Raw genomic sequence first — 24,078 nt, 5'->3', positions numbered from 1 at the left:
CAACTCTGGGATTGGATCACCCAAATGATAACGCTATCACAACTGATTTTATGTTATTATAGCACAAGCCTCCGACCAGCAAAGTAAGAATTGAATTCACAGGGTCAATACAAAAAACCGTGCTGAGCAGGCAAGCAACTCAGACACGGAACAGTTAATCTGGAATAACACCGTTTATCATAGAATATTAAATGCCAGAATCTTTAAACAACGTTGCCATGGAGCCACCATCCACTATAATGCGAATAGCTTGTGCCAGCATCGGAGCAACAGGTAACACTTTGAAACACTCGGGATGGTCATCCGGAAGTGCTATAGAGTCTGTGACAACCACCTCAGCAATGGAGGGATGATTCAGTTTTCCTAGTGCTCCATCTGAGAACAGACCGTGTGTTGCACATACGTATACATTTTTGGAGCCACGCTCCTTCAATCCTTCCACGACATTCAGAATGGTCGTTCCGGTATCGATCAGATCCTCAATAATAATCGGTGTACGACCTTCAACATCTCCAATGACATGGGTAATGATCGATTCATTATGGCTTGGCCGTTTCTTGATCATAATGGCAAACGGTGAATCCAACCGATTCGCCAATTTTTCTGCCATGGACGCCCGACCTGCATCTGGGGAGACAACAACAGGCTTCTCAATCCCTTTGCTCATCAAATAATCACTAATCAAGTCCAGTGATGTCATATGATCAACTGGAATGTTGAAAAATCCCTGGATCGCTGCCGCGTGCAGATCAATAGTCACCACTCGATTTGCACCAGCGGTAGTTAACACATCCGCAACCATCTTGGCCGAGATTGGCTCACGCGGAGCCGATTTACGCTCCTGACGAGCATATCCGTAGTAGGGAACAATGATGTTCACCGTACGCGCTGAAGCCCTCTTCGCAGCATCAATCATCACAAGCAGTTCGACAAACATCTCATTGATTGGATGAGACAACGACTGTACCAGAAACACATCACAATTACGGATCGTTTCTTCATAGTGGACGTATATTTCTCCGCTCTTGAACCGGGACAGCTTGATCTTGCCCAGTTGTACTCCCAGCTTGTCACATACCTGTTCTGCCAGCTTAGGGTTCGATGAACCGGAAAAAATACGTAACGAATGCTGCATAATGTCCTCCCGAGGGTTGAAGTCCCTATATAATCCCTTATCAGTCTAAAAGTGAGTGTTCAAAAAGAGCGGTTTTCAGTACCGAGAAGATGGGATAAAGCTAGAAATGGAGTAGCGGAGCGTAGGAAAAACTACGTGAGCAACGGACATTTCGGCTGAATTCCAGCTTCGATGCTGATGATGCCATTAGGCATCCTTCGTAATCAAAAGCGGACTTTTTGAACTACCTCTAAAAGGTTATTTCCTACCCCCATTATACTCCACTGCCTTATACATTTAAAGAAATGAACGAGCGATGACGGCCTTCAAAAACAGCTAGCTCCGTACAGCCCAGCTCACGCAAGAGGGCCTCAGCTTCAGGCAAGTAATCCCCCAGCTTCAGTGGATCATGGGCATCAGAGCCCATAGTTAATGGAATACCCAATCGTATAGCTTCCGTCAACATCCTGCGACTGGGAAACATCTCAGCACAAGGCTTCGATAACCCGGAAGCATTCAGCTCCATGGCGCAACCACTTTTTGCAATAGCCTGCAGAGCTGCGTTCTCTAATGTAATACGTTCGTCTGTCTGCTCCGCTGAAGGAACGAAGCCAAACCGTTTAATGACATCCGTATGGCCCATAATATCGTACATGCCCGTGGCGGCCGCCTTGCTTACGGCATCGTAATACTGACGATATACTTCCAGTACGTCTTTGCCCTCCCAGTGATGGGTCTGGCGGAAGTCCGTAATATCCCATTCCCCGAGGAAATGAACGGAGCCAATAATATAGTCCCATGGATAACGTTCAATAATTGCTCGGATTTCCGTTTCCCAACCTTCAATATAGTCACCTTCCAGACCAACACGTACATCAATCTGACCGTGGTAACGTTCTTTTAGCGAGAAACATTCCTCCACATAACGCGGCAGTTCATCCATAGGCATCGCCATTTCCGGATAATATTGAGCCGGATCTACATGCAACAATGGCATGTGATCAGACAATCCAATCTGGGATAGTCCGATCTCCACACCACGCTGCACGTATTCTTCCAGTTTGCCAACGGCATGTCCACACCGCTCATGGTGTGTGTGATAATCTATACGCACAGACTCGCCTCCTAATCGCGGCGAGGCCGTTCATGACGGCGGCTCAGCTCTGACATAATGTCGTCCAGCGGCAGCTTGCGCTCTTGCAATAGAACGAGCAGATGATACATCAGGTCACTGACCTCAAGACGAAGCTCGTCATTATCTTTGTTTTTGGCAGCAATGATCGTCTCGGACGCTTCTTCACCGATTTTTTTCAGTATTTTATCTACGCCTTTATCGAACAGATACGTGGTATACGCACCCTCTGGGCGCTCACGTTCACGCTCTGCAATAACAGACTCCAGTTCAGCCAATACCTCGAAGCGGCTTTCGGAACTGCAAATTGTCGCATCGGCATCTGCACCCGCTCCATCCGAAGTCTTGTCTGCCGATTTCACGGGCAAGCCAATGATCTCATTATGGAAACAAGTCACCTCGCCCGTATGGCAAGCAGGACCATTTGGTTTTACCTCAACCAGCAAGGTATCGCCGTCACAATCATATTTCAGGGAAATAATACTCTGCACATTGCCTGATGTTGCACCTTTGTGCCACAACTCCTGACGCGAACGTGACCAGAACCAGGTCTCACCGGATTCCAGCGACAACTTCAGGGATTCGCGATTCATATAAGCCATCATTAATACTTCCCGAGTATCTGCATCCTGCACAATTGCAGGCACCAATCCGTCACTCCAACGAATGTGCTCCACAACCTGCTCCAAGGATAGCTGTTCCTTGATTTCATCGCTCACTTTAGTCACGGATCTCCACCCCTTGTTCTCTCAAATGTTGTTTTAGCGCCGGTACGGCGATCTCTTTGTAATGGAAAATCGTTGCTGCCAGTCCTGCGTCTGCTTTGCCTGTTGTAAATACATCATAGAAATGGGATTCCTTCCCCGCACCACCCGAAGCAATGACAGGAATACGCACCGATTCCGAGACTGCAGCCGTCAGCTTCAGATCAAAACCATCTTTCGTTCCGTCCGCGTCCATACTCGTAAGCAGAATCTCTCCCGCGCCTAAGCTCTCAGCCTGTTTAACCCATTCCAGCGCCTTGATCCCGGATGGTCTCCGCCCACCATGCGTATAGACCTCCCACTCGCCCCAAGCCTCGTTATACTTGGCGTCGATCGCTACGACGATACACTGCGAGCCAAAACGACGTGCGCCATCAGCAATTAACTGTGGATTAAGTACAGCTGCTGTATTCACTGCAATTTTGTCCGCTCCAGCGCGAAGAATGCGCTTCATGTCCTCCACCTTGGAGATGCCACCGCCTACAGTAAAGGGAATAGCGATCTCGCCTGCCGTCTGCCGTACCACTTCTTCCATCGTTTCGCGGCCTTCCACTGAAGCCGAGATATCGAGAAATACCAATTCGTCCGCACCCTCGCGGTCATATAACGCCGCCAGCTCTACCGGATCACCCGCATCGCGGAGATTGACGAAGTTGACGCCTTTGACGACCCGGCCGTCCTTCACGTCCAGACAGGGAATGATTCTTTTTGCCAGCATGCTACCTCTTCCTCTCTACCCGAATATCCTTTACTTATTTACTGCACGGACCGCTTCAGACAGATCGATGCTGCCGGTATATAACGCTTTGCCCACGATCGCTCCACCCACACCATCATCCGCATGACGACTCAGACGAAGCAGATCATCCATCACACTCACACCCCCGGAAGCAATAACGGTTCGGCCACTCGCCTTGGCAAGAGACACAATCGCTTCCACGTTAGGACCCTGCATCATGCCATCACGAGAAATGTCCGTAAAAATAAACGTTTCAGCCCCATATGCCGTCAGTTCCTTCGCCAGCACCTCAGCCTGTACCTCCGATGTCTCCAACCAGCCACGTGTTGCTACATAACCGTTGCGTGCATCAATGCCGATAGCGACTTTGTCCCCGTAACGTCCTAGTACTTCTTCCGTAAATGCACGATCCTCAATCGCTGCTGTCCCGATGATAAGCCGGCTAACACCCAGACCCAGCAAACGTTCTACATCTGCTACTGTACGAAGTCCGCCACCCACCTGAACGGGTACGTTCACAGCCGAGGCGATCCGTCCGATCAGCTCATCATTAACGGGATGACCCGCTTTGGCTCCATCCAGATCCACCAGATGAACGTATGTACCGCCTTGCTTCTCCCAGGATAAAGCCACTTGAACCGGGTCATCGTTATACACTGTCTCCTGATTATAATCTCCCTGCACCAGTCTTACACATTTGCCGTCCCGGATATCAATCGCCGGATATAGGATAAAAGATGACATACAAGGCCTCCTGATTATTGATAAGATTTGTACGCTTAATTACATACTGACGATATGGTTCATATTGTACGTACAGTTTCGTAACCGCGCGTTTAATTTCAGACATTCTATAGGTTAGAAGAGACGAGCGGAGCTTCCTGCCCAGCACTCAATAGATTAACATGCATAACAGTGCAGCACTCCGTCTCTGATCATATGAAGTGAAAAATAGCTGATACCTTTGGTTTGGACTATACCTTTGTTTTCTTGCACTAGCCCTAGTGTGCTCTTACACCATGGTACTTTTATCTCTGCACAGGCGCCCCTGTCAAAGCCAAATAGTTACCAAGCAACTTCATGCCAAGCTCTCCGCTCTTTTCCGGGTGGAACTGCATGCCGAAGTTTGATCCTCTGCCTACAATGGCTGTAACCGGATGTCCGTAATCCGTCACTGCCAGCAGATCATCCCTGTTTTCAGTAAGCGCATGATAGGAATGGACAAAATAGACGTGAGATGCCTCCAGCCCTCTGAATAATGGGTTTTCGGCGTGTAGGAACTCCAATTGATTCCAGCCCATATGGGGAACCTTCAGTTCTCCTGGTGCGAATCGTACCACTTTACCTGGCAAAATATCCAGACCTTCGTACTCTCCATGCTCCTCACTGGAGCTGAACAACAGCTGCATGCCCAGACAGATGCCGAGCAGTGGTTTGGGTCCTGAAGCGGCTTCTTTCACCACCGTATCCAGTCCACTCTCCCGCAGATGAACCATTGCATCACCAAAGGCACCTACGCCCGGCAAAATCACACCATCCGCTCCGAGAATAACATCCCGATCACCGGTGACCAGCACTTCGTAGCCAAGACGTTCGACCGCTTTGCCGACGCTGTGCAGGTTCCCCATACCGTAATCGACAATTGCAATCGCCATCGTCTACAGCACTCCCTTCGTGGAAGGCACACCCGTTACGCGCGGATCAATCATTGTGGCTTCATCCAGCGCACGTCCCAATGCCTTAAAGATTGCTTCAATCATATGGTGTGTGTTCTGGCCGTAGTGAACAATGACATGCAAGGTAATCCGCGCTTCCAGCGCCAATTTCCACAGGAATTCATGCACCAGCTCCGTGGAGAAACTGCCTACCTGCTGTGACGGATATTCTGCCCGATATTCAAAGTGAGGACGGTTGCTCACATCGATAATGACCTGAGCGAGTGCTTCATCCATTGGTACAAAAACACTGGCGTAACGCTTGATGCCACGTTTGTCACCCAATGCTTCGCGCAAGGTCTGTCCCAGACAGATTCCGATATCCTCAACCGTGTGGTGATCATCGATGTCGATATCTCCGCGAGCCTGCACGTTCAGGTCGAATTGTCCATGCTTCGTGAATAGATCCAGCATATGGTTCAGGAAAGGTACGTCCGTTTCAATCGTTGATTGTCCCGTTCCATCCACGGCAAAAGCCAGTTGGATATTGGTCTCGTTTGTTTTGCGATCAACCTCTGCCTGACGCACAGCACCTTTGTTTTCAAGTTCCACACCATTGTTTTGTTTATCCATTATCTGATTCCACCTTTCCTTCCTGTTCTAACCGTACAGCGATTGCACGGGCATGTCCCTCAAGACCCTCATGGCGGGCCAGTTCTATAATAGCTGCTCCGTTCTGTAGCAGCGCTTCCTTACTATAATAGATCAAACTCGATTTCTTGATAAAATCATCCACGTCCACCGGTGAACTGAACCGGGCGGTTCCATTGGTTGGAATAATGTGATTCGGTCCCGCAAAATAATCCCCTACCGGCTCCGAACTGTACGGACCTAGGAAAATCGCTCCGGCATTCTCGATCCGGCCAGCGTAAGCCATCGGCTCCTGCACCATGATCTCCAGATGCTCTGGTGCGAGCCGGTTCACCACATCAATTCCCTCATCGATGGAATCGACTACAATAATGGCACCATACTGCTCCACGGAAGCAGCAGCGATATCCCGCCGCGGCAGCACATCGAGCTGCCGCTGCACTTCGCCCTGCACGGCTTCCGCCAGCGTGGTCGAATTCGTGACGAGAATGGCCGATGCCATCTCGTCATGTTCCGCCTGCGACAACAGGTCGGCGGCGACATACACCGGATTCGCCGTATCATCGGCGAGCACCACAATCTCACTCGGCCCGGCGATACTGTCGATATCGACCGCGCCGAAAACTTCGCGCTTCGCGAGCGCCACGTAAATATTACCCGGTCCACAGATCTTGTCGACCGGGGCAATGCTTTCTGTGCCGTAAGCAAGGGCGGCGATTGCCTGTGCGCCGCCAACCCGGTACATCTCGCTAACGCCTGCTTCCGCAGCAGCAACGAGAATATACGGGTTAACGCCTTCGCCGCCATTCGTGGACGGCGGCGTCACCAGAACAATCTCCGGCACGCCTGCCACCTGTGCCGGGATCACATTCATCAGCACAGACGATGGATACGCTGCTTTGCCGCCAGGTACATAGACGCCGACCCGCTTCAGCGGCCTTATTACCTGGCCCAGCAGACTGCCGTCCGGCTGCCAATCCATCCACGAATTGCGTTTCTGCTTCTCATGAAACGCACGAATGTTGGCGGCGGCTTGCCGAATCGCCGTCACAAAGGATGGCTCCACGGCTGCATAAGCCGCCTGCAGCTCTTCCTGCGGCACGCGTAATTCCGCGGCCGTCAGCTTCGTGCGGTCCAGCTGCTCCGTGTAACGCAGCAGGGCCGCATCTCCTTCACGGCGAATGTCACTAACAATACGCCGTACCGTTTCATTTTGCTCCGGTGTGCCGTACTCCACTTCCCGCTTCAGATCAAACTCCCGTGCAGGTACAATTTTCATGCGTCCAGCCTCCTTATCCCCTGTAATGCCTGTCATTCATATGACTGATTCGTTTCTTATGTCCCTTATTTTTTCTCTGACGATTATCTTATTTTTTTGATTCGTTCGCTTATTTTGATTCTTTCGCTTCTTCTGTTCGTTTTAATTCTTTCTCTGCTTTCGTTTCTTTGGTCCCTTATTCCTACATTCCTTGATTGCTTATCAATGATTTATCCTCGAAGAATTCCTGTCGACATTTCATTCGATGCTGGAATAACGTGCTGTAGAGCATCACATAATGCCTGAATTCGAGCGTTTTTCATCCGATAACTTACCCGGTTTGCGATAAGGCGGCTCGTGATATCCAGAATTCCTGTCATCTCAACCAGTCCGTTCTCTCGCAGGGTCTGTCCAGTCTCCACCAGATCGACGATTCGGTCCGCCAGACCAATCAATGGCGCAAGTTCGATGGAACCGTTCAGCTTGATAACCTCCACCTGCTGTCCCTGCTCCCGAAAATACTGTGAGGCAATTCTTGGATACTTTGTAGCAACACGCTGCTGGATGCCTGGCTCCCAGTCTGGAAGACCAATAACAGACATACGGCACTGGGCAATTCCCAGATTCAACAGCTCATACACGTCCCGATTTTCCTCAAGCAGTACGTCTTTGCCTACGATTCCGATATCCGCTACACCATACTCCACATAGGTTGGCACATCCACAGGCTTCGCCATGATGAATTCCATTCCGGCTTCTGGCACTTCAATCACCAGTCTGCGTGTATCGTCCACGTCCACGGGAATATCCAAGCCCGCTTCGCGGAACAATTTGGAGGCTTTTTTATAGATTCGGCCCTTCGGCATGGCAACCTTCAAAATATCCGACATCTCAGCGTCCTCCTTCTTCAGATGCGTACGTGATAACCTGTTCAGCCTGAATCGTCTTCCCACCAGTTATAGCGCCAACTTTTGCCGTGCTAGTATCTGCTCCACCCTCGGATAGCAGAGACGTTACTACGTTTTGTCCGATGCTGCGTAGTCTCGAAGCTTCCGTTAGAGCCTCGGCCCGGCGTTCCGGACTATATTGGATCAATACAGGTTTCTTCTCTTCAATAGTAATTCCGTGTACCCCATCAATAATCCGGTTGGTTTTAAGCGCAAAGCCTGTGGCTGGCAACGAACGCCCAAACTGCTGTAATAGGTTATCATATCGCCCGCCACTGCACACTGGTGATCCCAGTTCTGCTGCATATCCCTCAAACGTCATGCCCGTATAATAAGAAAAGTCACCAATCATCGTCAGATCAATCAGCACGTGTTCGGATACCCCGTACGCTTCCAACACCTCGAATACCGCACACAGATGTGCGATCGATTGTGCTGCTTCATCACTTGAGCTAAGTTCTGTCGCGTGTGTGCATACTTCTTTGCCACCGCGCAGACGCAAGATTGCTTCAAGCTGCTCCTTCAGGTTCGGCTCCAGATCCAATGCTTCAATAGATTGGCGATAGCCGACATAATCACGTCCGAGCAACCCCTCTTTTAGCTGTTCCTGTTGCTCCGTTTGACCTGGGATAACTTCCTCCAGTAATCCGTTCAGGAATCCCATATGACCCATCGCTATTTTAAAAGAAGACACCCCCGCTGCCTGCAAAGAGGCTATCGCGAGCGCAACGACTTCTGCATCCGCCTCTGGCGAATCATCTCCAACAAGCTCTACACCCGTTTGGAAAAATTCAGCCTCACGTCCAGCTTCCTCTTCAATGGAACGAAACACATTGGCATGATAGGACAGACGCAGTGGAAGCTCTTCATCCTTTAACAAAGAAGAAACCACTCGTGCAATTGGAGCCGTCAGATCTGATCTCAGCACCAGCGTTGTACCTCGGTTATTCAACAACTTAAACAATTTGCGATCCGATGTGGAACTGGCTACACCCACAGTATCATAGTATTCGATTGTTGGTGTTATGATTTGACGGTAGCCCCAGCGTTCCATGCAATCCAGTACATTGCGCTCGATGGTTCGCAGTTTAGTCACCACATGTGGCGTGTAGTCACGAAAACCTGTTGGTTTTTCAAAGCCTTTTGGTTTGGACATTGGTATTATTCACCCCGAGTCAGTAGTTTAAAAATAGTACATATTCTATTTCAACAGGATTTATGTAGTGTAAATTCCCACTCTATCTTTAAACCCCAGTTCATATTGTTGTTGTCACAAGGTAGCCTGCCATTCTGTTCACTTCGTTCTTTTTTATGCTTTATTTGCGATAATTACTTTCGTATGGTAAAGTGCTAACAAACTAAAGGATATGGGATATGATAACATGAATGCCTCCTCACCGTCAACAATACTGGTGCTTTGTCATCCTTGCATGGACATGTTGTTTTGACCCGATTTCTCTAGTCTTCCGTAACGATATTTATATACGAAAAAAGCTGCCATTCAGCAGCTTCCTTACTTCTTCACTTCTTCATTAGTTCGGCATAATCGCCGTCTACTGACTGAGCCAATTCCGGTTATCTTCTTTATCGTCTGTGCAAGACCTGTCCCAGATCTGTTCCAGACAAATCCTTACCTTGTTTCCAGCCATCAAGTTCTCTTGTTCCATCCTTGATCTGTTATCCACTGTTCTTGCTCTTGTTCTGTTCTTACACTGTTCTTGAATGAACTTTTTGTGATTCGTTCTCCTATTCCAAACGCCCCTGAACAGGTTCATCTGTCTTGACGACGATCTCATCCCCTGAAACATCGGAGCGCGACAGATCACGCAGTGGATTCCCTCCAACAAAAGCTCCTGGGGCTACATCCTTATGTACAACGGCTCCAGCAGCCACAACGGCTCCATCTCCAATGGTCACACCCGGCAGGATGGTTGAATTTGCACCGATCAGCACATTTTCTCCGATAATCACCTCACCAAGCCTGTACTCCTTAATGAGATACTCGTGAGCCAGAATCGTCGTGTTGTAACCGATGACGGAGTTTTCACCGACCGTAATTTTCTCTGGGAAAAACACATCCACCATCACCATTAGCCCAAATGCCGTATGTTTGCCTACCTTCATGCCCAGCATTCGACGGTAGATCCAATTCTTCACCGGAAGAATCGGACAATACCGTGATAATTGAATCCAGATGAAGTTACGTACACCTTTCCACGGACTCACTGTCTTGTAGATATGCCAAAGTGCGTTATGGCTGTCCACTGGATAGCGGGTTACTTTTCTCATGAATGTTCCGTTTCAATACGGATAAGCGCAAGTAAGTCCTTCATGTCATGCAAAATGTAATCGGGTCTATATCCGTTCAATACAGTCTCTCCTTTGAGAGACCAAGCAACGCCTGCTGAGAGTGCACCCGCATTTTGGGCCGACTGAATATCAACCGGACTGTCACCAACCATCAACGTTCTGGCAGGGTCGGCACCCAGTTCCTCCATGGCTTTCAGTACAGGTTCAGCATGCGGTTTCGGATGCGTCACATCCGTCACGGTCACAATCGTTTTCATATACTTCAACAGGTCAAAACGCTCCAGTACTTTAAGGGTGGATGGACGGATCTTCGTTGTAACAACCCCCATCACAATCCCAGCCTGATGAAGAGCTTCAACAACCTCAATCACATGAGGAAATGGCTGAACCATCGCCTCATGATGCACATCATTGTACGCTCGATATCCTTTCACATACTCGGTAACATCCTCTTTACCGGAGAACGTACGCATCTGATTCTCGAGTGTACCACCCATATGTGGAATGATCTGTTCCCGTGTCCATGGGGTAGACAACTGCAACCCCTCCATGACATGAAGGAAAGAGTTGATAATCAGTTCATTGGTATCAATAATGGTTCCATCCAAATCAAACAATACCGTGTCAATCATGTTGCATTACTCCTTTTTATCTTCAGCTTGCTTATGCTCCTCTTTGAGAGGGACTGAGGTTACCGTGTCCTCTTTGCCTGCAATCGGACCTGTATGCATCATATCATCGGATGGTTCCGATGGAACTTTGGATGATACGATCGGATCGCTATAACGCACATCTGCTTTGCCTGTCATTCTTCTCACTACAATGAATACAACGGCAGCAATAATGATACCAATAGCGAGCAGTTGTGAGATTCTCACATTACCGTAGGCTGGATCAAGATATCCTTGCTCGAAGCCCATAGCCGTCATTGGGGACCATAAACCATCCACCATTGAAGCAACCCATTGCGGCGCCTGAAAGCCCAGACTGTCGGTACGTAAAGCTTCGATAAAGAAACGACCAATCGAGTACCAGATAAAATAAGACATGAACAGTTCGCCTGAACGCAGAAACTTCTGACGACGCAGAACGAGCAGCAGGACCAGACCAACGAGACTCCACATCGATTCATACAAAAACGCAGGATGATGGAACACACCTTCCACGTTCATCTGATTAACGATAAAGTCCGGCAAATGAAGCCTATCTCTCAAAAACGTCTCTTCTACAGGACCGCCGTAGGCCTCCTGATTCACAAAGTTACCCCAACGTCCGATCAGTTGTCCAACGATCAGCCCTGGTGCGCAAATATCTGCCATGCGCCAGAAATTATACCCTTTACGACGAAAGAAAATCACTGCACATATGATTGCACCAATCAGTGCACCGTATATGGCGATACCACCATTCCATATCTTAAAAACATCCCAGAAATTATCCTTATAATCATCCCACTTAAATGCCACATAGTATATACGGGCACCAATGATGGCGGAAGGTACGCCCAGCAGAACCATGTCCATAAACACTTCCTGCGGAATTCTGTACCGTTTGCCCTCCTGGATCACGAGCAGCAACCCTACAAGTGCCGCTGTTCCAAGAATAAGCCCGTACCAGTGAACCTTTAACGCTCCGATGGAGAACGCAATCGGGTTCAATAGTAATAATGTATCCATTCATTCACACTCCTATAAATTCACTCATTTACACGCATAACCAATTATCGCATGCTCCCATCCCAGATATAGGAGTAAGCATATCAACAATTGGTCTCTATATAATATTTCTTAATCCATATCTTCCATATCTTCTGAAATGGTTGCTGTCAGCTTGTTAGTGAACTGCAACGCAGCATTAAGCCCCATCTGTTTCAGACGATAATTCATTCCTGCTACTTCAATGATAACAGCCAAGTTCCGTCCCGGGCGAACAGGAATCGTTACAAGAGGTACGTCTGTATCAATGATACGAGTGGTCTCTTCATCCAAACCGAGACGATCATACTGCTTGTCCTGCTGCCAAGCTTCCAGACGAACAACCAATGTAATTCGTTTGTTATTACGTACTGCGCCTGCTCCGAACAACGTCATTACGTTGATGATACCGACTCCGCGAATTTCGAGCAGGTGGCGAATCAACTCAGGTGCTGTTCCGTGAAGCTGAAAGTCTGACGTTTGACGAATTTCTACCGCATCATCGGCAATCAGTCGGTGGCCGCGTTTGACCAGTTCCAACGCCGTTTCACTCTTACCGATACCGCTGCTTCCCGTAATCAGCATCCCTACCCCGTAAACGTCACATAATACACCGTGAATCGTTGCTGTTGGTGCAAGTTTACTCTCAAGGAAGCCTGTGATACGACTGGATAGAATCGTTGTAGCCATATTACTGCGAAGCACGGCCAGGTTCTGTTCTTCACTGATATCAATCAGCTCCTGTGGAACTTCGAGTCCACGGGTCACTACAATACAAGGCGTCTCTTCTGTACAGAGCCGCTGCATCCGGTCACGGCGTTCATCTTCTGGCAACATTGCAAAAAAAGCCAACTCTGTTCTACCAAGGAGCTGTACCCGTTCTTGCGGATGATATTCAAAATAACCGGCCATCTCCAAGCCAGGACGGTTCAAATCGTCTACGGTAATGATTCTTTTCAGTCCGTGGGATCCAGAAACAACCTCCAATTGGAACTGCTGTACCAATTCAGATACTTTCACTTTTTTCGCCATTTGTCTCTTCCTTTCAGCATTCGCTGTCCCTCTATGTACATCAGCATTTTGCATCATTCAATTCCATTATTAAGGCTTTAACAGACGTTTTCCTTACAGTTATAGAATTTCTCAGTATACCCATCCATTCTATAACCTTCAAATAATCTTAAATGAATTCCGGGCTGAATGCAATCGTGGACTCTGCCCGTTCATGAGTCAAAAAAGCCCCTTCCAGCAATAACGGAAGGGGCTCTGATTACAATGTATGATTGCGTTAAATTACAGGTTCCATTATACCCGAGGAATCCCAGTAATAATTAGTCTTGAAGGAGAACGTTCACTTCAGTCTCTTTGTCAAAGATATGAACCTTGTTCATGTCAATTGCCATTTTAACTGTGGAACCATCACGAGTGTTAGAACGTCCGTCTACACGTGCGATTGTAGTGTCGTTACCTACACCGCTCAAGTAGAGGAGCATTTCGTGACCCAAGTTCTCTGTTACATCTACGTGAGTAGAAAATACAGAGTTCGGGGATGCTTCCAGGAATACTGGCTCTTCGTGAATATCTTCTGGACGAACACCCAGAATCACTTCTTTGCCAATGTATCCTCTTGATTTCAGTACTTGCGCTTTACCTTGCGGGATCTCAACATCCACACCAGGAGCTACGAAATGCATGCTAGTACCTTGCTCAGCGAGTTTACCCGAAATAAAGTTCATTGTCGGGGAACCGATGAAACCAGCTACGAACAGGTTAGCCGGCAGGTTGTAAAGCTCTTCCGGAGAAGCTGCTTGTTGGATGATACCATCCTTCATAACAACAATCCGATCACCCATCGTCATGGCTTCGATCTGGTCATGCGTTACGTAGATAACCGTTGTTTCCAAACGTTTCGCAAGTTTAGTGATCTCAGCACGCATTTGACCACGCAGTTTGGCATCCAAGTTGGAGAGAGGCTCATCCATCAAGAACACTTGTGGATCACGGACGATCGCACGTCCCAGAGCGACACGCTGACGTTGACCACCGGACAAAGCCTTAGGTTTACGCTCAAGCAAATGTTCAATATCCAGGATTCTAGCTGCTTCACGTACACGTTTGTCGATCTCATCTTTTTTCACTTTACGTAATTTCAAACCAAACGCCATGTTTTGATATACGCTCATATGCGGATACAAGGCATAGGATTGGAATACCATCGCGATATCGCGGTCTTTAGGTGCAACATCATTAACGACACGGTCACCGATATAGAGTTTACCTTCAGAAATTTCCTCAAGGCCTGCGATCATACGCAGTGTTGTTGATTTACCACAACCGGACGGACCTACCAATACCAGAAATTCTTTATCTTTAATGTCCAGGTTAATATCAACTACTGTTGCTTTATCAGAACCCGGGTATTTTTTGAAAATATGCTCTAAACGTACACCAGCCATGATTGTTGCCTCCTCAGAGAGATCATTTTGTAATCGAATACATTTTGTATTTTTATATTAACCTATTAGCATGGTGTTTGACTATTCGCAAACTGCACAAAAATATCACAGCTTTTTCGTCACTTTGTACATAAGTAGTAAAAGCCGCACCAGAACAGCACTTTCAAAGTTCCTCACATCATATCCAATCTCCTGTTTGATCTTATCCAAACGGTATACTAAGGTATTTCGATGAATGAAGAGTCGCTTTGCTGTCTCGCTGACATTACAATCCAGACTGAAAAAGGTCTCCAGGGTTGCAAGAGTTTCACTGTCATTAAACAATACCGTACCTTTGCCTGTTTCCTTGATGAAACGAAGACGCTGCTGTTCTGGAATGCACGCCACCAAACGTTCTAGATGAAGATCCCAAGGAAGATGGATGTGCTGTGCAACATGGAACGATCTCCCCAAGTGAACACTTTCCTCAAGGAGTGCTGTTACCGAGGACAATTGTTTTGCGGGGATACAAGGTAATGATGCCGACAAATGGAATACTCCCGCCCACTCGCTGGCCACTAGTTCGTACAACCCCAGGCAAAAGGCATTCAGTAAATCCTTCCTGGCTTCAGTTGTATCCTCTTCGGCTTCTCCTGTAACAATCTGTTCATCGCCCAAAAAGAGCCACTCTTGCTCCCCTAAAGGAATCAGCATAATTTCTTCGCCAAAATAGCTTTCCAGCAACTTGTTCAGTTCCTTGGAACGAATACGATGCGCATCGGGTGTCTCACATTGCAGCAAAAACAGGATTTTCTCTGAATTCAATTCTACAGCCAATTGAAAATGATCAGGTACAGGCTCTTGCTTGCCGGGATACTCTATCTGTTGCCGAAGCCAATGACCCAGTTCGGCGAGTTGCTGTTCTCTATCATTTTCATAAATCGTGGGTTTTTCTTGATCGAGTGATTCTCCATTATTACTAATGAGAAGCTCAATTAAACGCTGTACTTCAGGCGTAATGTACTCAGCAGAACAGCTCCAGCATAAGAGCGTTCCATCCTTCTCGTTCTTCCCAATTTCAAAATATATATAATCCTCATTGTTCTTGTCAGATTGATTCCATGCTTCTATAGTTATCTCCGAATCATTCAAGGTAGTGCCTATAATGGCTTCGATTTTAAATTTTAAATCAGGTATGAGCTTCATGTAATGAACGCCACCACTCTGCTTTTTTCTATTATTTTATCACACCTTGCGAAGCCTCGCCTTTCACTCCAATTTTTTTATAACAAAAAAAAGAGTGTTACATCATTATAGTGATGTAACACTCTTTTTGAAAGATGAGTCATGAAGGGCTCGAACCTTCGACACCCTGATTAAAAGTCAGGTGCTCTACCAACTGAGCTAATGACTCAAAAAAACTGGTGGAGGATGATGGATTCGAACCACCGAACCCGTACGGGAGCAGATTTACAGTCTGATGCGTTTGGCCACTTCGCTAATCCTCCAGGATTAAATGGTGGCTCGGGACGGAATCGAACCGCCGACACGAGGATTTTCAGTCCTCTGCTCTACCGACTGAGCTACCGAGCCTTATTTAATTTTTTGGGATTAATGGCGGAACCGACGGGATTCGAACCCGCGATCTCCTGCGTGACAGGCAGGCATGTTAGGCCAACTACACCACGGTTCCAGGCATTAATGGTGCCGGCGAGAGGACTTGAACCCCCAACCTACTGATTACAAGTCAGTTGCTCTACCAGTTGAGCTACACCGGCGTATATGGTGGAGGCTGAGGGGATCGAACCCCCGACCCTCTGCTTGTAAGGCAGATGCTCTCCCAGCTGAGCTAAGCCTCCTGGGTAATATGGTAGCGGCGGAGGGGATCGAACCCCCGACCTCACGGGTATGAACCGTACGCTCTAGCCAGCTGAGCTACACCGCCATATTAATAAAACTTTGTTTTGATTGCTTGTCCATCTTAAGGTAAAGATGGCGGAGAGAGAGGGATTCGAACCCTCGCACCGCTTACGCAGTCTAACCCCTTAGCAGAGGGTCCCCTTATAGCCACTTGGGTATCTCTCCAAATAGTCAATCATAAACAGTTCTCACAAGGATTGCTCCCTGAAAACTAGATTCGAAACGAAATTTGCGTCTTACAACCTGCAATTGGATAAGCCCTCGACCGATTAGTACTGGTCAGCTCCATGCATTGCTGCACTTCCACCCCCAGCCTATCTACCTCGTCGTCTTCAAGGGGTCTTACATACTGGGAAATCTCATCTTGAGGGGGGCTTCACGCTTAGATGCTTTCAGCGCTTATCCCTTCCGTACATAGCTACCCAGCGGTGCTCCTGGCGGAACAACTGGTACACCAGCGGTACGTCCATCCCGGTCCTCTCGTACTAAGGACAGCTCCTCTCAAATTTCCTACGCCCACGACAGATAGGGACCGAACTGTCTCACGACGTTCTGAACCCAGCTCGCGTACCGCTTTAATGGGCGAACAGCCCAACCCTTGGGACCTACTTCAGCCCCAGGATGCGATGAGCCGACATCGAGGTGCCAAACCTCCCCGTCGATGTGGACTCTTGGGGGAGATAAGCCTGTTATCCCCAGGGTAGCTTTTATCCGTTGAGCGATGGCCCTTCCATGCGGTACCACCGGATCACTAAGCCCGACTTTCGTCCCTGCTCGACTTGTAGGTCTCGCAGTCAAGCTCCCTTATGCCTTTGCACTCTTCGAATGATTTCCAACCATTCTGAGGGAACCTTTGGGCGCCTCCGTTACTCTTTAGGAGGCGACCGCCCCAGTCAAACTGCCCACCTGACACTGTCCCCGCACCGGATTACGGTACCAGGTTAGAACCTAGATACGATCAGGGTGGTATCCCAACGGTGCCTCCACACAAGCTGGCGCTCATGCTTCAAAGGCTCCCACCTATCCTGTACAGATCGTACCCAAATTCAATATCAAGCTGCAGTAAAGCTCCATGGGGTCTTTCCGTCTTGTCGCGGGTAACCTGCATCTTCACAGGTATTAAAATTTCACCGGATCTCTCGTTGAGACAGCGCCCAAGTCGTTACGCCATTCGTGCGGGTCAGAATTTACCTGACAAGGAATTTCGCTACCTTAGGACCGTTATAGTTACGGCCGCCGTTTACTGGGGCTTCGGTTCACAGCTTCGGATTGCTCCTAACCACTCCCCTTAACCTTCCAGCACCGGGCAGGCGTCAGCCCGTATACTTCGCCTTACGGCTTCGCACAGACCTGTGTTTTTGCTAAACAGTCGCTTGGGCCTTTTCACTGCGGCCCCCTCGTGCTATTCACACTACCGGGGCACCCCTTCTCCCGAAGTTACGGGGTCATTTTGCCGAGTTCCTTAACGAGAGTTCTTCCGCGCGCCTTAGAATACTCTTCTCGCCTACCTGTGTCGGTTTGCGGTACGGGCACCATCACCTGGCTAGAGGCTTTTCTTGGCAGTGTGAGATCATGACCTTCGCTACTATAATTTTCGCTCCCCATCACAGCCCAGCCTTATCGATGTGCGGATTTGCCTACACATCAGCCTCACTGCTTAGACGGACATCCATCAGTCCGCGTCACTACCCTGCTGCGTCCCCCCATTGCTCATAACGGCTTACGGTGGTACAGGAATTTCGACCTGTTGTCCTTCGACTACGCCTTTCGGCCTCGCCTTAGGTCCCGACTTACCCTGAGCGGACGAGCCTTCCTCAGGAACCCTTAGGCTTTCGGCGGATCAGATTCTCACTGATCTTTTCGTTACTCATACCGGCATTCTCACTTGTATAATGTCCAGCGCTCCTTACGGTACACCTTCAACCCTTATACAACGCTCCCCTACCCCTGATGCAAAGCATCAAGCCATAGCTTCGGTGGTGTGTTTAGCCCCGTTACATTTTCGGCGCAGAGTCACTCGACCAGTGAGCTATTACGCACTCTTTCAATGGTGGCTGCTTCTAAGCCAACATCCTGGTTGTCTGGGCAACTCCACATCCTTTTCCACTTAACACACACTTGGGGACCTTAGCTGATGGTCTGGGCTGTTTCCCTTTTGACAATGGATCTTAGCACTCACTGTCTGACTCCCGGAAGTAAGTCTATGGCATTCGGAGTTTGACTGAGCTTGGTAACCCTTGCGGGCCCCGCACCCAATCAGTGCTCTACCTCCACGACTCTGTTTTCCGAGGCTAGCCCTAAAGCTATTTCGGGGAGAACCAGCTATCTCCGAGTTCGATTGGAATTTCTCCGCTACCCCCACCTCATCCCCGCATTTTTCAACATGCGTGGGTTCGGGCCTCCAGTGCGTGTTACCGCACCTTCACCCTGGACAGGGGTAGATCACCCGGTTTCGGGTCTACGTCCACGTACTAACTCGCCCTATTCAGACTCGCTTTCGCTGCGGCTCCGGCTCATCACCTTAACCTTGCACGGGAACGTAACTCGCCGGTTCATTCTACAAAAGGCACGCCATCACCCCTAAAACGGGCTCTGACTTTTTGTAAGCACACGGTTTCAGGTTCTATTTCACTCCCCTTCCGGGGTGCTTTTCACCTTTCCCTCACGGTACTGCTTCACTATCGGTCGCTAGGAAGTATTTAGCCTTGGCAGATGGTCCTGCCGGATTCATACGGGGTTTCACGTGCCCCGCACTACTCGGGATCCGTCTCGGAGAGAGCAGACTTTCAACTACAGGGCTTTTACCTTCTTTGGCGGGCCTTTCCAGACCTCTTCGCTTAATCGGCTCCTTTGTAACTCCATGTGAGACGTCCCACAACCCCAAAGAGCAAGCTCTCTGGTTTGGGCTTCTCCGCGTTCGCTCGCCGCTACTGACGGAATCACTATTGTTTTCTCTTCCTCAGGGTACTTAGATGTTTCAGTTCCCCTGGTATGCCTCTGCACAACCTATGTATTCAGTTGTGAGTAACTGGAAATTACCCCAGCTGGGTTTCCCCATTCGGACACCCCCGGATCAAAGCTTGCTTACAGCTCCCCGAGGCAGTTTCGTTGTTCGCCACGTCCTTCATCGGCTCCTAGCGCCTAGGCATCCTCCGTGTGCTCTTAGTAGCTTAACCATATCGCTCGTGTTCGAGCTGTCGCTCCGCTTGTTTTGGACTACGTCCAAAGCCAAAAGTCGCTCCATTTCGATCACTCGCTCATGCAATCTACCTTATAAACACTTCACTTGTTTACACAAGATCAGTTTAAAGGAATGTTCTAATTCGCAAAATTTCGTTTCGATATCTAGTTTTCAAAGAACAAGCTTGTAAAATCTTGTTGGTGGAGCCAAGCGGGATCGAACCGCTGACCTCCTGCTTGCAAGGCAGGCGCTCTCCCAGCTGAGCTATGGCCCCATATATTTTTTTAAGGTAAAAATGGTGGGCCCTGGTGGACTCGAACCACCGGCCTCACCCTTATCAGAGGTGCGCTCTAACCAACTGAGCTAAGGGCCCACATTATATATTATATTCGAACCCAAAATGGGTCACGCTTGGCGGCGTTCTACTCTCCCAGGACCCTGCGGTCCAAGTACCATCGACGCTGAAGGGCTTAACGGTCGTGTTCGGGATGGGAACGTGTGGAACCCCTTCGCTATCGCCACCAAACGCTTGAGAGTTTGAGCTCTCAAAACTGAGCAACGAGTGAGTAAATAGCCGACTTGGCTAGATTTTATATTTGAATGTTTCCACTCGGGAAACGATTCTCCATAGAAAGGAGGTGATCCAGCCGCACCTTCCGATACGGCTACCTTGTTACGACTTCACCCCAATCATCTATCCCACCTTCGGCGGCTGGCTCCTTGCGGTTACCCCACCGACTTCGGGTGTTATAAACTCTCGTGGTGTGACGGGCGGTGTGTACAAGACCCGGGAACGTATTCACCGCGGCATGCTGATCCGCGATTACTAGCAATTCCGACTTCATGCAGGCGAGTTGCAGCCTGCAATCCGAACTGAGACCGGCTTTGTTGGGATTCGCTCCATCTCGCGATTTCGCAGCCCGTTGTACCGGCCATTGTAGTACGTGTGTAGCCCAGGTCATAAGGGGCATGATGATTTGACGTCATCCCCACCTTCCTCCGGTTTGTCACCGGCAGTCTATCTAGAGTGCCCACCCGAAGTGCTGGCAACTAAATATAAGGGTTGCGCTCGTTGCGGGACTTAACCCAACATCTCACGACACGAGCTGACGACAACCATGCACCACCTGTCTCCTCTGTCCCGAAGGAAAGATACATCTCTGCATCGATCAGAGGGATGTCAAGACCTGGTAAGGTTCTTCGCGTTGCTTCGAATTAAACCACATACTCCACTGCTTGTGCGGGTCCCCGTCAATTCCTTTGAGTTTCAGTCTTGCGACCGTACTCCCCAGGCGGAGTGCTTAATGTGTTAACTTCGGCACCAAGGGTATCGAAACCCCTAACACCTAGCACTCATCGTTTACGGCGTGGACTACCAGGGTATCTAATCCTGTTTGCTCCCCACGCTTTCGCGCCTCAGCGTCAGTTACAGCCCAGAGAGTCGCCTTCGCCACTGGTGTTCCTCCACATATCTACGCATTTCACCGCTACACGTGGAATTCCACTCTCCTCTTCTGCACTCAAGTCACCCAGTTTCCAGTGCGATCCGGGGTTGAGCCCCGGGATTAAACACCAGACTTAAATGACCGCCTGCGCGCGCTTTACGCCCAATAATTCCGGACAACGCTTGCCCCCTACGTATTACCGCGGCTGCTGGCACGTAGTTAGCCGGGGCTTTCTTCTCAGGTACCGTCACTCCTTGAGCAGTTACTCTCAAGGACGTTCTTCCCTGGCAACAGAGCTTTACGATCCGAAAACCTTCATCACTCACGCGGCATTGCTCCGTCAGGCTTTCGCCCATTGCGGAAGATTCCCTACTGCTGCCTCCCGTAGGAGTCTGGGCCGTGTCTCAGTCCCAGTGTGGCCGATCACCCTCTCAGGTCGGCTACGCATCGTCGCCTTGGTGAGCCGTTACCTCACCAACTAGCTAATGCGCCGCAGGCCCATCCCCAAGTGACAGATTGCTCCGTCTTTCCAGTTTCCTTCAGGAGAAGGAAACAAGTATTCGGTATTAGCTACCGTTTCCGGTAGTTGTCCCAAGCTTGAGGGCAGGTTGCCTACGTGTTACTCACCCGTCCGCCGCTAAGTATCAAGGAAGCAAGCTTCCTATCCACTCCGCTCGACTTGCATGTATTAGGCATGCCGCCAGCGTTCGTCCTGAGCCAGGATCAAACTCTCCAATAAAGTATTGAAAAGAGCGATAAGCTCATTTTGAATCTGACGAGATTAAAAAAACCTCATTTGTGCTCCAGTTGATTCAAGCCAAGGCTTGTCTCAAACTTTCGCGTTCATTCTGCAAGCAGAATGTTTACTCACTCGTTGTTCAGTTTTCAAAGATCAAACTTGATTATTTTCTTTCTTTTTCGTCACCATTTTCTCTCAGCGGCGACTTTTATAATATACCATGCTTCATTCATTTCAGTCAAGCTTTTTTTTGAAATTCTTTTTCAAGTTCTTAACGAACTCATTCATTTCCTCAAAAGCATTTAACCAAGCAAGCAAAGCAACGAGATATAATGTATCATACAAATATCCAGTGAGTCAACTACCCAAATAAAGAAATTTTCAATCCCAACAATAACCCTACCCCTGGCAACCCCAGAACGCTTACAGTACCTATTGTTACAGGGTTCAGCGGGATGTATGTTCCAGTGATCCAACCTGAATAATTGACGATATATATTCCTATTGCAGCTAACACCAGATGAATGCCAAATGATGTAAAGAAGGATAACCCCAGCCGTTTTCTGAATACAACAATAACTAATCCTACCAAGGATACAACCAATATACTCCCCAGAATAAGACTCTTCATATCTAACACTCCCTATAGTTAAATGTCTTATCGCAACTTAAACGCTCATCCCCCGGTCTGCTAAATTAGCCGCCCTCTTCACTCCCGCGCGCTTGGCACGCTTCAAATGAATCTGATATTTACGTTCCGCTGCCTCCAGCACATAGATGGCATAATCAATCTCATCCTCTCCCCGAGCCTCTTCAAACTGTCTTACAGCCCGTTCCCACTCTGATTTGGCTTTCTGGATATCTGAATAAATCTCTTCCTCCTCTAACTCTTCCCGCAATCTGTTACGCTTCTCTGCAGAGCTACGTGCATTTCGCCATATAAACATAAGCTCTCCCCTTCCTGATTAGCACAGCATATTCTCATACATACCAGGGAAAGGACAAACTTAGAACCGCGTCAGCTAGATTGAACAAAAAAAAGAGAGCCCACAGGCTCTCCGCAATTCAAACTTATTTTATACTTTATAGAAAAACGATCCGTGATTGAGCACATTCTCAGTACTGTGCACAGACTATCTTACCTACCGCATTTCCCTGCGCCCTTCTAGCGCTTTGGAAAGAGTCACTTCATCTGCATACTCCAGGTCGCCGCCTACAGGCAGCCCATGAGCTATCCGCGTTACCATAATTTCAAACGGACGAACCAGGCGCGAAATATACATCGCCGTGGCCTCACCCTCGATATTCGGATTCGTTGCCAGAATCAGTTCTTTCACCCGTTCATCACTCAGCCGTGTCAGAAGTTCCTTCAAACGGATATCATCCGGCCCAATTCCCTCCATAGGAGAGATCGATCCTTGCAACACATGGTAGTATCCATCAAATTCTTTGGTACGCTCCATCGCCACCAGATCCTTTGAATCCTGAACTACACAGATTACAGAGACATCTCTGGATTTATCCTGACAGATCCGGCACGGGTCGGTGTCTGTGATATTACAGCAAATGGAACAGTAATGAAGATTCCGCTTAACACTGACGAGCGCTTTGGCAAAATCAATAACGTCATCTTCCTTCATGTTAAGCACATGAAAAGCTAAACGCGCTGCCGTCTTGGGACCCACACCCGGCAACCGGGTGAAGGCATCAATCAGCTTGGCTATTGGTTCGGGATAATACAATCGATTGTGTCTCCTTTGACAGGATCAATTTTTAATTAAAATAATCCCGGAATATTCATGCCGCCTGTGAACTTGCCCATATCCTTGTTGGCAATCTCATCCGCTTTGGCCATTGCATCATTAACAGCTGTCATAACGAGATCCTGCAACATTTCAACATCTTCCGGATCTACCGCTTCAGGTTTGATCGTGATAGCAAGCAATTTCTTGTGTCCGTTAACTTCAGCCGTCACAACACCACCACCCGAAGTACCTTGGACTGTTTTGTCCGCCAATTCCTCTTGCGCTTTCAGCATTTGCTCCTGCATTTTCTTCACTTGTTTCATCATTTGGTTCATGTTGTTCATATTTG

20 protein-coding genes, 10 tRNA genes and 3 rRNA genes are annotated in these 24,078 nt (G+C 48.6%); all 33 read right to left on the bottom strand.

Annotated features, from left to right (window positions below; genetic code table 11):
* Positions 1-187 precede the first annotated feature (187 nt).
* Positions 188-1,135, bottom strand: coding sequence for a ribose-phosphate diphosphokinase (locus tag ACR32F_RS00820; RefSeq protein ID WP_440115270.1), 948 nt, complete (start codon positions 1,133-1,135; stop codon positions 188-190).
* A gap of 268 nt (positions 1,136-1,403) precedes the next feature.
* Entirely contained in the window at positions 1,404-2,228 is an 825-nt protein-coding gene (gene hisJ, locus ACR32F_RS00815; RefSeq protein WP_440115268.1) for a histidinol-phosphatase HisJ, read from the bottom strand.
* An 11-nt stretch (positions 2,229-2,239) separates the two neighbouring features.
* A complete protein-coding gene (gene hisIE, locus ACR32F_RS00810; protein ID WP_440115266.1) occupies positions 2,240-2,974 on the bottom strand; it encodes a bifunctional phosphoribosyl-AMP cyclohydrolase/phosphoribosyl-ATP diphosphatase HisIE in 735 nt (244 codons plus the stop codon).
* Entirely contained in the window at positions 2,967-3,728 is a 762-nt protein-coding gene (hisF, locus tag ACR32F_RS00805) for an imidazole glycerol phosphate synthase subunit HisF (protein ID WP_440115264.1), read from the bottom strand. The genes hisIE and hisF overlap by 8 nt, the downstream gene beginning before the upstream one ends.
* Positions 3,729-3,758: 30 nt before the next feature.
* Positions 3,759-4,493: a 1-(5-phosphoribosyl)-5-[(5-phosphoribosylamino)methylideneamino]imidazole-4-carboxamide isomerase gene (gene hisA / locus ACR32F_RS00800; RefSeq protein ID WP_440115262.1), complete on the bottom strand. Its 735-nt coding sequence runs from the start codon at positions 4,491-4,493 to the stop codon at positions 3,759-3,761.
* 284 nt (positions 4,494-4,777) lie between these two features.
* Positions 4,778-5,404 carry an imidazole glycerol phosphate synthase subunit HisH gene (gene hisH / locus ACR32F_RS00795; protein WP_440115260.1) on the bottom strand — a complete coding sequence of 209 codons (627 nt, stop codon included), beginning with the start codon at positions 5,402-5,404 and terminating at the stop codon, positions 4,778-4,780.
* A gap of 3 nt (positions 5,405-5,407) precedes the next feature.
* On the bottom strand, positions 5,408-6,037 hold the full coding sequence (gene hisB, locus ACR32F_RS00790) for an imidazoleglycerol-phosphate dehydratase HisB (RefSeq protein ID WP_062837768.1): 630 nt from the start codon (positions 6,035-6,037) through the stop codon (positions 5,408-5,410).
* Complete coding sequence (gene hisD, locus ACR32F_RS00785) at positions 6,030-7,334, bottom strand: histidinol dehydrogenase (RefSeq protein ID WP_440115258.1); 1,305 nt, start codon at positions 7,332-7,334, stop codon at positions 6,030-6,032. Before hisD ends, hisB begins: the two co-directional genes overlap by 8 nt.
* Before the next feature lie 209 nt (positions 7,335-7,543).
* Entirely contained in the window at positions 7,544-8,203 is a 660-nt protein-coding gene (gene hisG, locus ACR32F_RS00780; protein WP_440115256.1) for an ATP phosphoribosyltransferase, read from the bottom strand.
* A 1-nt stretch (position 8,204) separates the two neighbouring features.
* Positions 8,205-9,416 carry an ATP phosphoribosyltransferase regulatory subunit gene (locus tag ACR32F_RS00775; RefSeq protein ID WP_440115254.1) on the bottom strand — a complete coding sequence of 404 codons (1,212 nt, stop codon included), beginning with the start codon at positions 9,414-9,416 and terminating at the stop codon, positions 8,205-8,207.
* 590 nt (positions 9,417-10,006) lie between these two features.
* Positions 10,007-10,549: an acyltransferase gene (locus tag ACR32F_RS00770; RefSeq protein ID WP_440115252.1), complete on the bottom strand. Its 543-nt coding sequence runs from the start codon at positions 10,547-10,549 to the stop codon at positions 10,007-10,009.
* Positions 10,546-11,202, bottom strand: coding sequence for a pyrophosphatase PpaX (gene ppaX / locus ACR32F_RS00765; protein WP_440115250.1), 657 nt, complete (start codon positions 11,200-11,202; stop codon positions 10,546-10,548). The genes ACR32F_RS00770 and ppaX overlap by 4 nt, the downstream gene beginning before the upstream one ends.
* A 6-nt stretch (positions 11,203-11,208) precedes the next feature.
* Positions 11,209-12,246: a prolipoprotein diacylglyceryl transferase gene (gene lgt, locus ACR32F_RS00760; RefSeq protein WP_440115248.1), complete on the bottom strand. Its 1,038-nt coding sequence runs from the start codon at positions 12,244-12,246 to the stop codon at positions 11,209-11,211.
* Positions 12,247-12,357: 111 nt separating this feature from the next.
* Positions 12,358-13,296, bottom strand: a complete 939-nt coding sequence (gene hprK, locus ACR32F_RS00755) for an HPr(Ser) kinase/phosphatase (protein WP_440115246.1) — start codon at positions 13,294-13,296, stop codon at positions 12,358-12,360.
* 299 nt (positions 13,297-13,595) lie between these two features.
* Positions 13,596-14,720 carry an ABC transporter ATP-binding protein gene (locus ACR32F_RS00750; protein WP_440115244.1) on the bottom strand — a complete coding sequence of 375 codons (1,125 nt, stop codon included), beginning with the start codon at positions 14,718-14,720 and terminating at the stop codon, positions 13,596-13,598.
* Positions 14,721-14,825: 105 nt separating this feature from the next.
* Positions 14,826-15,905 carry a PucR family transcriptional regulator gene (locus ACR32F_RS00745; RefSeq protein WP_440115242.1) on the bottom strand — a complete coding sequence of 360 codons (1,080 nt, stop codon included), beginning with the start codon at positions 15,903-15,905 and terminating at the stop codon, positions 14,826-14,828.
* Positions 15,906-16,040: 135 nt separating this feature from the next.
* Positions 16,041-16,113 (bottom strand) — tRNA-Lys (locus ACR32F_RS00740).
* A gap of 8 nt (positions 16,114-16,121) precedes the next feature.
* Positions 16,122-16,207: transfer RNA gene (locus ACR32F_RS00735), tRNA-Tyr, on the bottom strand.
* A gap of 9 nt (positions 16,208-16,216) precedes the next feature.
* Positions 16,217-16,292: transfer RNA gene (locus ACR32F_RS00730), tRNA-Phe, on the bottom strand.
* A 22-nt stretch (positions 16,293-16,314) separates the two neighbouring features.
* Positions 16,315-16,392 (bottom strand) — tRNA-Asp (locus tag ACR32F_RS00725).
* Between the two features lie 9 nt (positions 16,393-16,401).
* Positions 16,402-16,477 (bottom strand) — tRNA-Thr (locus ACR32F_RS00720).
* A 5-nt stretch (positions 16,478-16,482) separates the two neighbouring features.
* Positions 16,483-16,558, bottom strand: a tRNA-Val gene (locus ACR32F_RS00715).
* A 9-nt stretch (positions 16,559-16,567) separates the two neighbouring features.
* Positions 16,568-16,644 (bottom strand) — tRNA-Met (locus ACR32F_RS00710).
* A 48-nt stretch (positions 16,645-16,692) separates the two neighbouring features.
* Positions 16,693-16,784, bottom strand: a tRNA-Ser gene (locus ACR32F_RS00705).
* Positions 16,785-16,868: 84 nt separating this feature from the next.
* Positions 16,869-19,795 (bottom strand): 23S ribosomal RNA (locus ACR32F_RS00700).
* A 203-nt stretch (positions 19,796-19,998) separates the two neighbouring features.
* Positions 19,999-20,074 (bottom strand) — tRNA-Ala (locus ACR32F_RS00695).
* A 22-nt stretch (positions 20,075-20,096) separates the two neighbouring features.
* Positions 20,097-20,173: transfer RNA gene (locus ACR32F_RS00690), tRNA-Ile, on the bottom strand.
* 36 nt (positions 20,174-20,209) lie between these two features.
* A 5S ribosomal RNA gene (gene rrf, locus ACR32F_RS00685) occupies positions 20,210-20,326 on the bottom strand.
* 105 nt (positions 20,327-20,431) lie between these two features.
* Positions 20,432-21,984, bottom strand: a 16S ribosomal RNA gene (locus ACR32F_RS00680).
* The 16S, 23S and 5S rRNA genes sit together here with 10 tRNA genes alongside, the layout of an rRNA operon.
* 361 nt (positions 21,985-22,345) lie before the next feature.
* Positions 22,346-22,615 (bottom strand): pro-sigmaK processing inhibitor BofA family protein, encoded by a 270-nt coding sequence (locus ACR32F_RS00675; RefSeq protein WP_440115240.1) that lies wholly within the window; start codon positions 22,613-22,615, stop codon positions 22,346-22,348.
* Between the two features lie 37 nt (positions 22,616-22,652).
* Positions 22,653-22,931 (bottom strand): DUF2508 family protein, encoded by a 279-nt coding sequence (locus ACR32F_RS00670; RefSeq protein ID WP_440115238.1) that lies wholly within the window; start codon positions 22,929-22,931, stop codon positions 22,653-22,655.
* 195 nt (positions 22,932-23,126) lie between these two features.
* A complete protein-coding gene (gene recR, locus ACR32F_RS00665; protein ID WP_440115236.1) occupies positions 23,127-23,726 on the bottom strand; it encodes a recombination mediator RecR in 600 nt (199 codons plus the stop codon).
* A 35-nt stretch (positions 23,727-23,761) separates the two neighbouring features.
* Positions 23,762-24,073 carry a YbaB/EbfC family nucleoid-associated protein gene (locus tag ACR32F_RS00660; RefSeq protein ID WP_036607248.1) on the bottom strand — a complete coding sequence of 104 codons (312 nt, stop codon included), beginning with the start codon at positions 24,071-24,073 and terminating at the stop codon, positions 23,762-23,764.
* Positions 24,074-24,078 lie beyond the last annotated feature (5 nt).

This window comes from Paenibacillus hebaui (assembly GCF_051934385.1).
In the GTDB taxonomy this organism is placed as follows: Bacteria; Bacillota; Bacilli; order Paenibacillales; family Paenibacillaceae; genus Paenibacillus.
The sequence above is the reverse complement of the archived record's forward strand: the minus strand, read 5'-3'. Positions and strand labels throughout refer to the sequence as shown.